The organism is Vibrio sp. 1CM8B (assembly GCF_023161685.1).
Lineage (GTDB): Bacteria > Pseudomonadota > Gammaproteobacteria > Enterobacterales > Vibrionaceae > Vibrio > Vibrio coralliirubri.
Genome location: NZ_JALNTU010000001.1, coordinates 823,731 through 839,855, shown reverse-complemented (window position 1 = coordinate 839,855; position 16,125 = coordinate 823,731). Strand labels below are relative to the sequence as shown.

The following is a 16,125-nucleotide window of genomic DNA, read 5'->3' as shown; positions in this document are numbered from 1 at the left end:
AGAAGTTGGTTAAGCTTATTGAGTTGGTCTAAATCATCGATTCGAGTAGAGGGACGTTGCATGTTTAATTCAGATAAGAAGAAGGTTCGCGATTTATTGATAGCCACTCGCTTTGGCGTATCGGCTTCGGAGATGAAAACCATTATTGGTGTAGAGCAGAACAAAGCGATGAAGTGTATTGTTCAGCTCAAACAAGAAGGCGAAGACATTCGAACTCTTGGCGAAGGCACCAACCCAGATGAGTTGGTTTTATATTCCATAGGAGAAATTGAACCATAAGCTCGCTAAATTTTAGTCTGAGTTTGAGTTTTAGCTTCTAGACAGGAGTCGTTAAGCGGGCAATCTTGACACTTGGGTTTAGGGTTACAAAACTGCTGACCATGTTCGACTAACAAACCATGATAGTAGCCGTACCTTTTGGTATCCAGAGGGATTACGCTTTCCATCAAAGCTCGAAATTTTTCATACGATTTAGGTACATCGAGTCCATTACGAGTGAATATCCTTCTTGCGTAGGTATCAATCACAAAAGACGGTTTACCTATCGCATAAACCAGAATCGCGTCAGCCGTTTCACCACGGATTCCTTTGACTTCTAATAGCTCTTGTCGGAGCTGATCTTTGTCCTGTTCTCGCACCACCAAAATATCGTATTGGTATTTCGAAAACCACTCAGTCACAGCCTTCAACTTAATGGCTTTTTGATTGTAGTAGCCACTCGAACGAATCTTTTGGGCAAGATCATCAAGATCCATCTCAGCGATTGACCTTGGGTCGAGCTTATCGCCTAAGTTGATGAGTGCTTTCTCTGCATTCTTCCAGTTGGTGTTCTGAACCAAAATAGCGCCTAAAACGATCTCGTAAGGATCATTCCTTTGCCACCAATCAAAATAGCCGTAATGCTGTTCGAGTGTGTCGAACACACTGAGTATCAACTCACTTTGACTTGTTGAATGACGCTGAATTTCAGTCATAGAACTAATCCAATTGCTCAGAAAGGAAATCGACGAGCAAACGAACCTTTGAAGATAGGTTACGGTTCTGAGGATAAAGCGCCCATATGCCTTCCTTGTCGTCTCGATAATCGGACAACACCTCAACCAACTCACCAGAATCAAGATCTTCACTCACATAGTATTCAGGCAACTGCACCAAGCCAATGCTCTGCTTAGCGGCGTCTAACAAGGCTAAACCACTGTTGCACTTAATGCGTCCGTTAACACGAACTGAGCGAGGTCGCCCATTTTCTTTGAAACGCCAATGTTCAAATCCACCGACTAAACATTGGTGATTATTTAATTCTGATAATGTATGCGGTTCACCATAACGTTCAATATATTCAGGGCTGGCACATACATAAAGTTGGCGTTGAGAGAGCTTCTTTGCCACAAGGCTTGAGTCTTCTAATCGGCCAAGACGAATCGCCACATCAACACCCGAATCGATAAGATCGAGCTTTTGATTGGTCAGCATCAGCTCAAGCTCTACTTGCGGGTGAAGCTTTAAGAATTGATGCAGTATTGGGGCGAGTTGGCGCTCACCATAAGTCACAGGCGCGGTGACTTTCAGTAGGCCTTTGGGTGTGGATTGCATCTGCGTGACCGCAAGCTCAGCAATTTCTAAGCCCTCGACCAGCAACTTACATTGTTGGTAATAGAGTTGCCCAGCCTCTGTAAGAGAAACCTTACGCGTCGTTCGATTGAGCAGTTTCACCGCGAGTCGTTCTTCGAGGTTTGCTACTCTACGACTGATTTGAGCCACCGACGTAGCGAGCTTCTGCGCCGCACCAGTAAAGCTTTCACGCTCTGCCACTGCAACAAACTCACTTACCCCTTCCCAATTGGCCATGCCTTTACCTTATGCTTAACTTTGATTACCCACACAGTGTATTGAAGTTAGATATCAGTGTCACCTTGCTTGATATGCGCCGGGCATTAATCTTCAGCACCTATAATCATTCCCTTACAGAAACATATTTTTGTCCTAACATTAATCTCATCCCCTATTGCTAGGGTGAGAACCTCTAAAACACTGGTACAACAAGGTAAGGTATCCCTATGAAGAAATTAATCATACTTGCATCAACTCTTGTACTCAGCACCACAGCGTTTGCAGCAACTAAAACAACGATTCAAGAAACAACGTTAAAATCTGACACATATGCTAGTGAAGCCGAAGCATACGATGCAGGCACCAACCTTATGGATGAGTTAAGCGCAAAAACACCTTTTGAGCTTTCAAGAGAACTGCCACAGTTCCAACAGACAACCAAATACGATTCGTTCAAGATTGACGATGCGAATATGGAAGTGAAAAAAATCACTAACATGAACGGCGACATCCATTACCAAGCGAACGTAAAAGTTGACTACCGTTACACATACAAAGACGGACGTAGCAGCTAACACTGAATGATTGATTTGGTCTAAAAACCGATCACATAGTCAAAAAGAAAGCCCGCACTCATAGAATTCGGGCTTCTTTGTCGTTCAACGCTGATTAATGGAGTTCAAAATGAGCAACCATTATCAGCTCATATTCGTCTGTCTAATTTTGAAAATTACACTTCAAACTGAGACACAAGGCTATCAAGCGCTTCACACTGTTCGGCCAATGCCATACATGCATTTTCTGCGCTGCTTGCCATCTCAACCATTTGCATGGTGCTTTCTGCGATGCGTTGAACATTCTTATTCACCTCTTCAGACACTTGGGACTGTTGCGAAGCCGCCGTAGCGATTTGTGTGTTCATGTCATTCATCTTGCCGATTGAGTTTCGAATCTCACTCAATGAAGACGCTGCAGTTCCTGCTTGAACAATGGTTTTCTCGCCACTCACTTTGCTTTCAGTCATTACACCAACCGCGTGTTTAGCACCCACTTCTAAGCGTTCAATCATTGATTGGATTTCGCCAGTGCTGTCTTGTGTTTTACTCGCAAGCGCACGAACTTCATCAGCCACAACCGCAAAGCCACGACCTTGTTCACCCGCTCGTGCCGCTTCAATCGCCGCATTCAATGCAAGTAGGTTAGTTTGCTCCGCTATGCCTTTGATCACGCCAAGGATTGAGGCGATGTTCTTCACGTCTGTGTCCAGTTCTTGAACCACACCACCCGCGTTCTCGATATCTTGCGCCAGGCGTTCAATCGAGGTCACGGTTAAACCAAGCGTGGTATCAGCCGATTCTACTTCATGGTTTGCAACGTTACTTGCGGTTGCTGCGTCTAATGCATTACCACTCACCACTTCACTGGTTGCTTGCATCTCATGAACCGCCGCCGCGACTACTTCACTTTCACGCTGTTGGTTCGATGAAAATTCAGCAACACTTTGCGTTAACGATTTAATGTTTTCCATCTCAGCGCGTACCGCATTCGATGTGAAGATCACTTGCTCGACGGTAACATGGATCTTGCCAACAAACTGGTTGAAAGCGGAACTCAAACGAGCGATCTCATCATTACCTTCGACCTTCATACGTTGAGACAAGTTACCGTCTCCCGATGCGATCTCATTCATTGCTTTCTCTACGTTCTGGATTGGCTGAACGATAAAGCGATTTGATAACCACATCGCGAAAAGTGCAGCGAAAACAGCAACTGCCATACCCACTTCAATGATCAACTTGCTTGATTCAATAGAGTCATCGGCTTGCTGACGAAGCTCTTTCTGTTTCAGTTCAATCAGAGTTCGGATATCGCGCAGTTGAGTACGAATGATCGCAAACTCAGCATCGAGCGCTGTCGAGTAATCAATATTGTATTGGTCTGCGTTTGCTGGATCAGCGAACATTGGCTCGTGCAGTGCCACCCACTTGCTCATCGCGTTAACAAGCTTTGACAGCTCGCCACGTGAAGATGGATCCAACACGCCCGCTTGATACAAGGTTTCAACACTTTGGAAACGAGGAACCGCTTTGTAAGCGTTGTCTTTAAATTCAAACTTTTGGTACTCGATCGCCGCTTGGTCTTTAGCAAGCAACAGGCCTTGTGCCGAAGCGATTATTTGGTAGATATCTCGATAGCCATCTTCTAGGTTATCTAGCACTGGCTGAACCACATTATTGAGCTCGTTATTAATCGCAGCTTGAGCATTTGATCTGATAACGTTGAGCACAGTAACGGTAGAAAAAACAATCACAATCACCAACAGCGGGATCGCGATTTTACTCTTAATCGAAAGATTATTGATATTCATTGGGATTAATAACCACACTTCAAATAGGGATGCGCGCGCAATATACAGCACACATATGCAATCTCACTAAGGATTTGTGAGCCCCATCTCATAGCAAACGATACCGTAAATTCGTGTGATGTTTTTTCAATCAAAGGTTAACTTTCGACGACTAAAATACACTCTGATTTAGACTTATTTGCTGCTGATACGCGCAAATACTGGAGAAGTGTTAGAAATAACACCATAATGTAGGGCTCTAAAATAAGTAGGTAAGAACATGAAAATTTGTGGTGTTGAAATCAAAGGTAACGATGCAGTCATCTGTCTTCTTTCTCTATCAGATGGTGTATTTAACATTCCTGATTGCCGAGTTTCTAAAGTTTCAATTAGCGACGCAAACGACACACAGAATATGAAAGACTTTCAATTCTCTTTTGCAAAGTTAATGGAAGATTACCAAGTAGACAAAGTTGTGATTCGTCAACGCCAAACTAAAGGCAAATTTGCTGGCGGTGGCTTTGGTTTCAAACTAGAAGCAGCAATTCAACTGATCGACGGCCTAGACGTAACCGTTGTATCACCAGCAGACATCAAAGAGAGCCTTAAGCGTAACCCTCTAATGATGAAGTTCAAAGAAACAGGCCTTAAGCAATACCAAGAAGCACCGTTTACAACGGCATACGCTTGCTTGATGAAGCGCTAATCAAAAGTCGCTAGCCAATATTTGATACAGAAAGAGCCTGAATATTCAGGCTCTTTTTTGTTTCTAGTCATCAGCTTTAAGTAGAATGAGTTTTGGTATACAAACTACCGCTCTAACACTGTTCGCCTGCGAGCCTTAATCCATTCTGGCTTCCTCACCACCAAATAAACCGCGGCGGCAGACAAGGCGAAGCCCATCGCGCCATAGATGTCGAACGACTCACCGAAAATAAGCCAAGCTTGAATTGCTGTCGTCGGTGGCACGAGATAGAACACTGAGGCCACACTTGAAGATGCACCATGTTCTACCATATAAAGCAGCAAGAGGATGGCAACACAAGACAGAACAACCACCAGCCAGATTAGAGTCAGCGTGAATTCTACAGTCCAGTTCACTTGCATCGTTTCGTAACGCATTGCGAACGGCAGAAACAGCGCCGCCGAAGCCAAGTATTGCACCATCGCACCGCCTACCATATCTGTCCCCTGACAAAAGCGCTTCTGATACAGAGTGCCGCAGGTAATACCCACCAAAGAAACCAAACACAATAACGTTGCCAAGCCTTTTTGGTCATCTGACTGCCATTCAATATTGCCCATCAACACCAAACTGATACCCGCAAAACCAAGCGCTAAGCCCAGCCACTGCGCGAAATTAAAACGCTGCGAAGTACAGCTGATCATAATCAATGCGGTAAGAATCGGTTGTAAGCCAACAAGTAGAGAACTCAACCCGGCGGGCATACCCATATCAATCGCCAGATAGGTACCACCAAGGTAGAAACCATGAATCAAGATGCCGACCACACTTGCGTGGAAGAATGCTCGACCACGAGGGATACGACGCTTAAGGATTGCAATCAAAACCAAGAACAGCGCCACGTTGGCTACCATCCTTAGTGAAAGTAATGTTGCGGGTTCCGCGTATTCCACACCAAGACGTGCGCCGACAAAACCTGACGACCACAATATTACAAACACAAACGGAATCATTTTAATCAGCATTACAAACCTCTGGTCAACTCTTCATCAATGCTGTTACCTTAGTTGGGTACAGATAACTAATAAAGATACAGATATAACACTTTGAATGGTTACAGATTGAGAGTGAGCAACGAGGGAGAAAAACGTGGAAGCAGAACTCAGCGGCAATAAATACCTTGCTACCGAACAACATATTAAGGCTCAGATCGATAAGGGACTCTTTCATCCAGACGATCGTCTTCCCTCAATCCGTCAACTAAGCGAACAGCTTGGCGTGAGCAAGAACACCGTGATTCGCGCCTACCAAGAACTGGAAGCAACAGGCTGGGTATATTCAGTACCTAAATCTGGCTATCGCGTGAAAGCACCGAACACCACCAACTGGGATACACCAAGCCAACCTCAAAAAGTGGACCTCTTATCTGTCACCAAATCTGTACTCTCTCGCCCGAAAGGTCGTCTGAAACTGTTGGCAGGTTCTGCGCACCCGAACATAAACAACCCTGCGATTCGTAGCTTGTACGCCGAAATCGGTCGCCATAGCCGTTTGCAAACTCAACTTCCCGGTTATTACCAATTACCCCCCGGCGACGAGCAATTAGTAAAGCAATTGTTAAAGATCACCCATGATCTTGGTGTGCCTGCGGGATCGAAAGAGATTGCGATTACTCATGGTGCTCAACAAGCGATCAGTCTAGCTCTGCGTGCGCTCACCAAGCCCGGTGACATCGTGGCAGTCGAGTCACCGTGTTACTTCGGTAATCTACTTTTACTTGAATCGCTTGGCTTACAAGCCCTTGAAATACCAAGCAGTGTTAGCCATGGCATTGACATTCCATCACTACAGAGCGCGTTGGAAAAATGGAAAGTGAAAACCTTACTGCTAACGCCAAACTTTACCAATCCAACCGGTTCAAGAATGCCATTGGCGAATCGAAAAGCGTTACTGGAGATCACCGGATCTTTACCAATTATCGAAGACGATGTGTTCGGTAGCTTGGCATTCGATACACCAATCGCTAGCCTCAAAGAGCTTGATGACCAAGATAGAGTCATCTACGTCAATTCATTGTCTAAAACCTTAGACTCACGCTTGCGAATCGGTTGGTTACTGTCGGGGCGCTACCAACCTTTGGTCGAAAAGTACCTTTTATGCGACAACATGGGCAGCTCAAACCTGATGCAATCCGCGGTGGGGCAATTTCTCACTACCGGTAAATATCGCAGCCATTTGTCTAAGATGAAGCGGCTCTACCAAACCAATCAAAAGCAATTCCAAAGCCTGTTAATACAAGCACTAGATAGCTATCCTCACCTTGTCGGGCAATACCACCTATCAAAACCGGAAGGCTCTTTTTTAAACTGGATAACACTGCCTGAATCGGTCGATAGCTACGCGGTCTATCAAGATTGTTTGAAGCATAAGTTGGGGATTTTACCCGGAACAGTATTTGGCACCAACGACCAATATAAACATTGCCTGCGCTTCACTGTCGCCAATATTGAAGAGAGCAAAGAGTGGAAAGAAGGGGTTATGACACTAGCCAAGATAATCGCTAGGCACGTACGTTAGGTAACCTTGTTAATTCCATATTCAACCCAAACAACAAAGCCCCACTCAACCGAGTGGGGCTTTCATCATTCTTACCATTTAATTAGTTAAATGCGATTAACCTTGCCAAGCGAACTGTTCAAATACTTTGTCTACGGGCGTTTTAGCAACGTGGTTTACGTAGTTACTGATCACTTTCTGAGACAAGCCAAGAATCACTTCTAGTACCTGTTGTTGACCGTAGCCCGCGTCGAAGAATGCTGACATTTCACTTTCAGGTACATTGCCGCGGTTACGCACCATGCTCAGCGTAAAGTCATGCAGTGCTTGCAGCTTTTCAGTGGGTAGAGCCTTGCGATTACGCAGTGCTTCGGTGATTGCAGGATCAACCTTCATTGAATGTGCAATGCCAGTGTGTGCAGGAACACAGTAGTGACACTCGTGTTCAACGTTGATGGTTTGCCAAACAACCGTTAGCTCTTCAGCATCGAAAGATGAGTCACTAAACGCCTGATGAAGCTGAGTGTAAGCCTTAAGTGTGTTTGGAGATTCAGCCAACACACCAAACAAGCCCGGCACTCTGCCCATCTGCTTTTTAGCGCCTTCAAGAATAGGTTGGCTTTGCTCTGGCGCGGATTCTACTGAGTGAATTTTGAAGTTGCTCATTGCTCTATCCCTATCAATTTACGGTTCTAAAGTTATTCAATCACGGAGCAATTAATGAATGTTCTCCGTTGGTGTGAAAACAATATAGATCAAACAAGAACGATCGTTCAAGTATTATTTTGAACATTCGTTCAAATTATACATTGAAGCCTGACGGATATCTTTTGTTCATAACAAGAAAGCCCAACAGGCAACACCTGATGGGCTCTCTCTTTTTCTCAATTTTTTGCAAGCGACTACCAATATTCGGGGTGAGACAAAGCTTCAACACAGCTCGACTTGCCACTTGTTACTTTGATTTCACCACCAGTCAACGATTGAGCTAACCAACCGTGAGAGAAACTCAATTCAAAGGGCGCTGGGAGCTGCTCAACGGTAATTTGCCCAAAGCCCACTTTTGAATAGTAATCAGGATCACCGTACGTCACTGCAAGCTCAACACCTTGTTCAGTCAGAACCTGCAAACCGAAGTTAATCAGTTGCTGACCAATACCACGCTTTTGCACCTGAGTGCTCACCGCCACTGGCGAAAGCAAATATGCCTTGGTTTCATCATCAAATGAAAGCGGCGTAAAGATAATCGCGCCCACAATAGTGCTAACCGTATCCGACTCACTAGAATCGTCTTCAGCAACAAAGCAAAGTAGCTCTGTCGGAGCTGTAGTCGTTAAAAGATCGTAGGCAAGTTTACCCACTGTTTTACCTTCGTTCTCGCCTTCTGAATCCGTAAAGGTTTGAGTGAAAACTTGAGTGATCGTTTCGATTTCGTTTGAATTATATTGCCTAAATTTCATGGTGTTACTCACTTACTTTAATTTCTTGAGCACAAAGAACTGATAATCAAAATCACGTTGATCAGAAACTTTAGAAGGCTGTTGACCCAAACCGTTCTTTGATGTGCTGCTATCGAAAAATTGTTTAACTTCATTGTCGCAATCGACGAGCGCTTTTGAGTTCGGCATCGTTGCTTTAAGCGCTTCTATTCGCTTTTGAAAGGGCTGGTAATACGCAAGCCAACCAGCGACACTCATTGCAAAGTGATCCAAAACTTCATAACCCGCTGCTTTTGCCTGTTTAATACGCTCGGAAACCGTCGTCATGTCTGGGTACTCTTTCTGCCAGAACGCTTTGCTCGATTCGTTAGGTTGTTCGGTATTCCACACCAAATCATTAACGACCAATATGCCGTCATCCCTGAGTAAATTTCGCCACTGCTTTAGCGCCTTTTCAACACCCATGATGTAAGCGCTGCCTTCCGACCAAATTAGGTCAAACGACTTAGCTTCAAACGGCAGATCCATCATGCTCGCGCACACGGTTTGGACGTTGCTTTTTAAGCCAAGAGCCTGTGCTTGCTGAGTCAGAATATCTAAGCTCGGTTGATCATTATCTACCGCCGTTATGTGCACATCCGCTTGATGTTCTACTATGGCTTTCGCTAACACAGAGGTGGCAATGCCTTTACCACAACCGATCTCAAGCACATGTTTGGGAGAAACTGGAACTTGTGCCAGCGCCTCTAGAGTATCTTCCGCGGTTCCTGGCCCTAAACGCTGTAAACCCGCAAAGATCACCTCAAAATCCGCCATGTACTGGTCATGATCGTTCATGTCTTTTGAAAGCCATTTCAGTCGCAGTGCTTGCTTCTCATCAAAGCCTTGCTTAATGAGCCAATCGAGATGCGCATCAGGCGCCACCTTGTCCATCGATTCATGCCAATCTTGCAAACCACTCTCGCCTAACAGGGCCGATAAAAGATCTCTCGAACGCTGTTTCTGAGCGATCTCTTCATCCAATTGTTCGAGTCGGTTTTGTAACAAGGAGCGGTCAACCTTGGCATCCAAACACGCCTGACACTCCTTCAACGTCAGGCCACCCGCTTGTAACTGCTGCAACAACTTCACACGCTGCAAGTCGCGTTCGGAATAACTTCGATAACCATTACTGGTACGTTGATCTTCAATCAAACCCAACTTTCCATAGTACAAAAGCGTTGAACGACTCAGGCCAACGAGCTCCGCTAATTCAGATATGCGATACATGCACTTCTCCCTCATTTCTATTTATAAGATAAACTATGAAGCTGTAGTCAGGTCAACACTTACTAGATTATATTCGCGTATGGAATGTACCCAACAAATTTTTCGGACAATATAATAAACCGCGGCAGTTTAATAATTCTTAGAAATCTACCGGGTTACCTAAATAGAATTCAATTATTGCGCCCCCTTCCAGTGGATTTAACAAAAAATACACACAAATACGATAACGGAACAGCCAACTGTTAAGTGTTACCATTCGGGTAAACGGTTGCTTCAAACGAACGTCTTAAGATCAAGATTCAATTTCAGAACAATTTAACCTCTAAAAAAGAAGCCAAGACCTCAAAAATGTGAAGCTCAGCACTTTATAAATTTACATTTTGAACCAAAATCACATTATGATTTAGATAAATCTAAATTACAGCGTGACATAGATCACCAAAAGTAAACTGTCTGTATAACGATCGGTTTATGACAAGAAATACAAACAAGTGTGCAACATACAGGTTCAACTATATAGATACTCGAAAGTCAAATTTATGGCGATTTTCATTAATTACAAAATTGACTCATTTTTTTATAAAATTTACGCAATCAGTAGACAGAAAGCACACCCATATGGATGATAAACCAAAACAATAAAAAGATTGATGTGAGTTATGTTAAAGCTAGAATCAAACAATAATAAAATTACTATTTACGACAGTGATGCATTTATCCAATTAGAGTTCTTATTTCAGCCTATTGTTGATTTAAAAACAAAAAAAATAAAACATCTTGAGATCTTGTCCAAGGTTTTGAGCGAATCAGGAGAAACCTACAATAATGAGGAGTTTTTTTCTAATGCTGATGATGAATTTATTAAGCTAGTATCTCTTCATCAATTGAAATACTGTTCTATCAAAAAGATAAGAGTACCTGTAACAATAAATCTAACTTTATCATGCTTAGAGGATCGCTCGTTTTTAAAGCAAGTCACAGAATTAAATAAAGTTAATTTTGGTATAGAAATAACTGAAATAAACTGTGATCTCCGTTCTCTCCGACTTAAGAATAATTTAAAATTTTTAAAGCGACACAATGTTAATTTATTTTTAGATGATTATTTCCATAAAAATGATGCTGCTAATCTAACTCTTGGTTTTATTGATTGGGACTACATAAAAATAGACAAGTCATTTCTATATTACAATTTTGACGATGTGAGATCGTTAGATCACCTTATGAGTGTAATCTCTCCTTATGCTAATAAGCGCCTTATTTTAGAAGGAGTAGAAACAGCTCTTCAACACGAAGCTTTAAGGAATTTCGATGTCTTAGTTCAAGGCTTTTACTACTCTCCACCACAAAGTTGGGATGAGATTAACAAATTACTTCTTCTGAATAAAAACAGTTCATATGATAAAAATAAGAAAATTACAGAGCAACATTAATCAAATGAAAACTGGGAGATTCGTATCTAGATCAAGGCACATTATCAAAATATATGGGTTCTATGGAGCTATATCCTATCCTGGAAATGTTGTCTTGGTAGAGGGTGAAAAGATACTGAATATTCCCGAAAATACGATAGTCAACTTTTCAACAAAAAAAGACCTATCCGACAATTTTTCCATATACCTTATAAAAACAAAGGTTATATGTGATGTGAATTTATACAATCAGATTTCACCTCACATAATTTCAATGCTAAGTATCATAGAAAATAGTGTTGAAGACGCTGACTTTTTATTTAGGTTAATAAACAAAGATGCAGAGAGAGTTTATAAGAAGTCAAAACGAGAAGAAGATAACTACCTATCAAACAAAGTTTACGATTTGATATCCAAAAACCCTCAAAATCATTGGACCGTTAACGAAATCTGTAGGCACCTGTACTTATCAAAAGCAACACTGGTAAGACGAGTCCAACAAGAAAATACGACACTGTCAGAGCTAATTCTTTCAGCAAGAATGCATAGGGCCGTGTGTCTAATGTTCAACAAAAGTTATAGCATAAAGCAAGTTGCCTACCTTACCGGCTTTTCTAGTACGTCATATTTCTGTAAAAAATTTAAGGATACTTACGGAAGCTCTCCTAAACAGTTTATGACTTTAATGCGTTAAACTTATTCGAAGGAAGAAAAGTACGCACTCGTTGTACTAGATATTCTCCCAATTCTAACCAGATTAAATTTTTATAACACAAAATGTTCGGGAGCATCTACCACTTGAAACTGGTAAAGCTCTCTGAGCGTGTCTTTTAACCATAGAACGATCGGATTGTAGGCATTGCGTTTGTGCCAAATCATAGTGAATGGGATCAGCAGCTTATTGGCATTTTCTTCGTCTAACGGGATGGGTAAGCAGGTAAGATTGGGGTGAAGTTGCTCTGCATAGCGTCGGCAGTAGTTGGGCGCAACCGTCGTCATGCTGTGATTGGATTGAGCCGCCATAAACAGAGACTGCTCGAAACCTGCAAGCGTAAGGGCAATGTTTCGGTCTAGTTTCAGATCGGTAAGCACTTCATCCAGTGCCCACGTTTCGCTTTTTTCCCACACAATATTGATATGAGGGTATTTGAGGAAAGCCTCAAGGTTCCACTCTTCCTGTAAGGCTGGGTGATCTTTTCTGAGATACACGACTGGCATGTCGTGGAACAGAACCTCGAAATCGATGAAGTATGGCAGCGCGTCTAAGGACTCTTTTGAGCGAGGATGGCTTTCTCGTCCTGAAAAGCCAATATCTGATTCGCCACGTACGATGGAATCTATCGAATCGTAGTCCCAATTACGCATTTTAATCTTCGCATTGGGATAGCGTTGATACACGCTTTGCGTCAGCTCGTTAAGCATGATTAACGACAGTGGGGATTCCGCCTCTAGATTCAATCGCACATCTTTCGGCGCATCGTCACCACGAGTCGTGAGAATTTGGCTACCAATCTGCAGCCAGTCTTGAAGATCTTTCACCATGCTTAGCGCAAGTGGTGTCGGCGTTAAACCTCTTGGTGTTTTCACAAACAAGGGGTCATCGAACCAATCTCGAAGCTTGGTCAGTGATTTACTTACCGTTGAAGGCGTGACATTAAGCTTTTTGGCAGCTTTTGAAACACTCTGCTCTTGCAGCAGCAATTGCAGAGTGAATAACAGATTCAGATCAAGACGAGCTAGTGGCTTCTTCATAATCACTTTTAACTTGGGAAGGACTTACCCATAGTATTAGAGCAATACTGATAACTCCACCAGCAGCCAGTATAAATACCAACATATTCAATGCACTGAACCCGATCACGCCCATCAACCAGATAAACAGTGCCGACGTGCACACCTGAGAGACGCCCAATATCGAGCTCGCGACACCTGCTCGTTGTGAATAACAACTCAATGCTTGGCTCATCGCGACACCAAAACCTAGCGAGAAACCACCACACACAAAAGCAAAGCCTAGCAGGGTTACATAATGCCCTAACCCACCATCAATCGATGCAAGCAGCAGGATAGCCGCTATCACAAAGCAAGCTTGAGATGTCAACATCAGGCTTGTCTGCTTAAACACATTCAGTGCAAACGGCGCAGAGAACGACACCAGCATACTGACTAATGCAGTGAGAGCCATGGTGTAAGAGTATTGACCACGGTCGAAGCCAAGCTCGGTCATGATCAGCATTGGAGAAACATTTACGTAAGTCAGAATCGCCGTCACTCCCAAACTGGTCATAATCACTCGGCTGATAAACAAGGGTTCCTTAAAAGTTTCGGTTGAAGATGATTGAGACACAAAAGCCTGTGCTACTTCCGAATCTTTTCTATTCAGCTTAGTTTCTCTTAGTACTAACACCGACAACAAACACACCACTACTCCCATACTCGCCATGGTCGTGAAGAGACTCGGCCAAGGGTATACGGTCATGATTAAGTGACCGAACACAGGCGCAAGCACTGGCACGATGCAGGTAATACCATTCATCATCGACAGCACCTTGGCGCGCTTTAGGTCGTCTAACACATCTCGCAAAATGGCGAATGCCACTACATAACATGACCCCGCGCCAACACCTTGGAAAAAGCGCACCGCTAGAAACGGCTCCGCGCTAGTCACAATTCCACCTAACATTGAAGAGATAGCAAAGACAATCGCACCGAAAATCGCGACAGGCTTTCTTCCTACATTGTCGGCAAATTTACCGGCGAACAGCATGGTGGTTGCCATGCCCGCAAGATAGATAGAAAACGCCACATGGAGCTGAGCCTCAGAAGCATTTAAGTCCGCGGCAATTTGAGGTAACCCAACCAAATACAGATCAATGGCCGTTGGATACAAAAGCACAAGTGCGAAACTACAAAATAGAAAACGATACATAACACCCCCACATAATTGATGTGAGGATAATAAGAGCGAAACGCCAAACTACCGAGTGGCATCTACGACAACGGATCTTTCCATTTACGACAAACCATCAGTATGTGGCACAGGCGACATACAAGAATTAACGAAATAAGCAAGGTTTTGATCGTATTTCGATGAAATTAAGAGGCAGATTTGTCAGTCATAAACTGCAGGTTATTAAGCAGAGAATAATTTGTAAAAGTTATCAGAACGCTAAAACCAGTCACTCAGTGAATACTTAAATCAACCACACATATACACCAGAAATTCCTGCTTAAATTTTTTAGAAAAATTCAAAATTTATTAGAAATTAAACCCTAACTTTACTGAGTAATTTGTTAGGCTTGGCAACAAATATTTACAATCCAACAAAAAAATTAATTGGATACTTTGAGGTTGCTTTCTTGAATATGAAATTGTTCGGCAGTTCTTTGATTCTGTCAGGAACTGCATTAGGGGCTGGCATGCTTGCTATTCCCATGGTGTTGGCCCAATTTGGCTTCATGATCAGCTCAGTGCTGATGCTACTTATCTTTATTGGCACCACCTACTCTGCACTCCTCCTGGCAGAAGCGTGTACCAAAACTAAAGACAACAGTGGCATGAGCAGTGTTGCTTACCTCACTCTGGGTAGCAAAGGTAAACACTTTATCAATGCACTCTTTTACCTGCTGCTAGTATGCATGTTGATCGCTTATATCTTGGGTGTCGGTGACATCATTCATAAGCTACTGCTCGACGTTGGTGTCGATGTATCAGCATCCGTTGCGTATACCATTTTCAGCCTATTGATGGGTGCTATCGTAGTCTCGGGCAAGTCTTATATCGACAAACTGAATCGCGGGCTATTCATCTTGATGGTCGTGATGCTGTTTATCGTTATCGCGTCATTATTTAGCAACATTCGCCTTGATTACCTAACTCAAACCAGCCAATACACGGCCAACGACGTGGTGCAATACAGCGCAGTTATCTTTACTAGCTTTGCCTCGATGGTGGTGATCCCGTCACTGGTTATCTACAACCGTGAAGCAACTCAAAAGCAGATCCGCAATATGATTCTGCTAGGCTCAGTGATTCCATTAATTTGCTACCTAACTTGGTTATTCGCGATTATCGGCAACCTTGGCACAGACGCGATAAGCCAGTTCCACAATATCTCTGAGTTGATCTCTGCGTTCAGCGGCCAATCTGCTTGGTTGAAAGTGGTGATTGCGCTGTTCTCTGCTTTAGCCTTGGTGACTTCTTTCCTCGGCGTATCGATGGCGCTTTACGACCAAAACAAAGATGCGGTGACCAACAACAAAGCGTTGGCTTATGCGCTGACCTTCATCTTACCTTTGGTATTAGCAGAGCTGTTCGCTAGCCAGTTTGTAAGCATGTTGGACTACGCAGGCATGGTGCTGGTGTTCCTTGCTATCTGGGGCCCACTCGCAATGGTGGTTAAGGTGCGCAGACCTGACTTCCCTCACCTGCAAACTGAAGGCAGCTACACAGCAGCCGGTGGCGACACGGCACTAATGGCGACATTCGGTTTTGGCGCGTTGATTTTCGTGTCTTGGTTTATGGGGTAGATCCCCATTGAATGGACTATCTGTTGCAATTTAGAAGACAGCAGATACAAATAACCC

16 protein-coding genes are annotated in these 16,125 nt (G+C 43.4%); 7 read left to right on the top strand and 9 right to left on the bottom strand.

Annotation, left to right across the window (positions count from 1 at the left end; genetic code table 11):
* Nucleotides 1-60: 60 nt before the first annotated feature.
* Nucleotides 61-279, top strand: coding sequence for a hypothetical protein (locus MSG36_RS03590; RefSeq protein WP_081228951.1), 219 nt, complete (start codon nucleotides 61-63; stop codon nucleotides 277-279).
* Between the two features lie 5 nt (nucleotides 280-284).
* Here the strand turns inward: MSG36_RS03590 and MSG36_RS03585 are convergent, their stop codons facing one another.
* Both MSG36_RS03585 and MSG36_RS03580 read right to left on the bottom strand, forming a co-directional pair.
* Nucleotides 285-974, bottom strand: a complete 690-nt coding sequence (locus tag MSG36_RS03585; RefSeq protein WP_248366323.1) for an endonuclease — start codon at nucleotides 972-974, stop codon at nucleotides 285-287.
* A gap of 4 nt (nucleotides 975-978) precedes the next feature.
* Nucleotides 979-1,848 carry a LysR family transcriptional regulator gene (locus tag MSG36_RS03580; RefSeq protein ID WP_048611669.1) on the bottom strand — a complete coding sequence of 290 codons (870 nt, stop codon included), beginning with the start codon at nucleotides 1,846-1,848 and terminating at the stop codon, nucleotides 979-981.
* Nucleotides 1,849-2,057: 209 nt separating this feature from the next.
* On the opposite strand from MSG36_RS03580, the gene MSG36_RS03575 reads away from it, so the two are divergent.
* Nucleotides 2,058-2,405: a DUF3316 domain-containing protein gene (locus MSG36_RS03575; protein ID WP_050653248.1), complete on the top strand. Its 348-nt coding sequence runs from the start codon at nucleotides 2,058-2,060 to the stop codon at nucleotides 2,403-2,405.
* A 155-nt stretch (nucleotides 2,406-2,560) separates the two neighbouring features.
* Here MSG36_RS03575 and MSG36_RS03570 read toward each other — a convergent pair whose 3' ends face one another.
* Complete coding sequence (locus MSG36_RS03570; RefSeq protein ID WP_050643733.1) at nucleotides 2,561-4,198, bottom strand: methyl-accepting chemotaxis protein; 1,638 nt, start codon at nucleotides 4,196-4,198, stop codon at nucleotides 2,561-2,563.
* Between the two features lie 259 nt (nucleotides 4,199-4,457).
* On the opposite strand from MSG36_RS03570, the gene MSG36_RS03565 reads away from it, so the two are divergent.
* Nucleotides 4,458-4,883 carry a DUF3010 family protein gene (locus MSG36_RS03565; RefSeq protein ID WP_017069797.1) on the top strand — a complete coding sequence of 142 codons (426 nt, stop codon included), beginning with the start codon at nucleotides 4,458-4,460 and terminating at the stop codon, nucleotides 4,881-4,883.
* A 104-nt stretch (nucleotides 4,884-4,987) separates the two neighbouring features.
* Here the strand turns inward: MSG36_RS03565 and MSG36_RS03560 are convergent, their stop codons facing one another.
* A complete protein-coding gene (locus MSG36_RS03560; protein WP_048611675.1) occupies nucleotides 4,988-5,887 on the bottom strand; it encodes a DMT family transporter in 900 nt (299 codons plus the stop codon).
* Nucleotides 5,888-6,011: 124 nt separating this feature from the next.
* Here MSG36_RS03560 and MSG36_RS03555 point away from each other — a divergent pair, with 124 nt between their 5' ends.
* Nucleotides 6,012-7,439 carry a PLP-dependent aminotransferase family protein gene (locus MSG36_RS03555; protein ID WP_248366321.1) on the top strand — a complete coding sequence of 476 codons (1,428 nt, stop codon included), beginning with the start codon at nucleotides 6,012-6,014 and terminating at the stop codon, nucleotides 7,437-7,439.
* A gap of 96 nt (nucleotides 7,440-7,535) precedes the next feature.
* Here the strand turns inward: MSG36_RS03555 and MSG36_RS03550 are convergent, their stop codons facing one another.
* The 3 genes from MSG36_RS03550 to MSG36_RS03540 all read right to left on the bottom strand — a co-directional run bounded on the left by MSG36_RS03550 (nucleotide 7,536) and on the right by MSG36_RS03540 (nucleotide 10,126).
* On the bottom strand, nucleotides 7,536-8,084 hold the full coding sequence (locus tag MSG36_RS03550) for a carboxymuconolactone decarboxylase family protein (protein WP_086969327.1): 549 nt from the start codon (nucleotides 8,082-8,084) through the stop codon (nucleotides 7,536-7,538).
* 236 nt (nucleotides 8,085-8,320) lie between these two features.
* A complete protein-coding gene (locus tag MSG36_RS03545; RefSeq protein WP_248366319.1) occupies nucleotides 8,321-8,890 on the bottom strand; it encodes an N-acetyltransferase in 570 nt (189 codons plus the stop codon).
* Complete coding sequence (locus MSG36_RS03540; RefSeq protein ID WP_248366317.1) at nucleotides 8,891-10,126, bottom strand: MerR family transcriptional regulator; 1,236 nt, start codon at nucleotides 10,124-10,126, stop codon at nucleotides 8,891-8,893.
* A gap of 659 nt (nucleotides 10,127-10,785) precedes the next feature.
* Here MSG36_RS03540 and MSG36_RS03535 point away from each other — a divergent pair.
* Together MSG36_RS03535 and MSG36_RS23885 are read left to right on the top strand one after the other, a co-directional pair.
* Nucleotides 10,786-11,559: an EAL domain-containing protein gene (locus MSG36_RS03535; RefSeq protein WP_248366314.1), complete on the top strand. Its 774-nt coding sequence runs from the start codon at nucleotides 10,786-10,788 to the stop codon at nucleotides 11,557-11,559.
* Nucleotides 11,525-12,232: an AraC family transcriptional regulator gene (locus MSG36_RS23885; protein ID WP_116870972.1), complete on the top strand. Its 708-nt coding sequence runs from the start codon at nucleotides 11,525-11,527 to the stop codon at nucleotides 12,230-12,232. The genes MSG36_RS03535 and MSG36_RS23885 overlap by 35 nt, the downstream gene beginning before the upstream one ends.
* Nucleotides 12,233-12,303: 71 nt before the next feature.
* Here the strand turns inward: MSG36_RS23885 and yidZ are convergent, their stop codons facing one another.
* Nucleotides 12,304-13,290 carry an HTH-type transcriptional regulator YidZ gene (yidZ, locus tag MSG36_RS03525; protein WP_248366311.1) on the bottom strand — a complete coding sequence of 329 codons (987 nt, stop codon included), beginning with the start codon at nucleotides 13,288-13,290 and terminating at the stop codon, nucleotides 12,304-12,306.
* Nucleotides 13,265-14,467 carry an MFS transporter gene (locus MSG36_RS03520; RefSeq protein ID WP_248366308.1) on the bottom strand — a complete coding sequence of 401 codons (1,203 nt, stop codon included), beginning with the start codon at nucleotides 14,465-14,467 and terminating at the stop codon, nucleotides 13,265-13,267. The genes yidZ and MSG36_RS03520 overlap by 26 nt, the downstream gene beginning before the upstream one ends.
* Before the next feature lie 437 nt (nucleotides 14,468-14,904).
* On the opposite strand from MSG36_RS03520, the gene MSG36_RS03515 reads away from it, so the two are divergent.
* Nucleotides 14,905-16,068, top strand: coding sequence for an aromatic amino acid transport family protein (locus MSG36_RS03515; protein WP_017061663.1), 1,164 nt, complete (start codon nucleotides 14,905-14,907; stop codon nucleotides 16,066-16,068).
* Nucleotides 16,069-16,125: the final 57 nt, after the last annotated feature.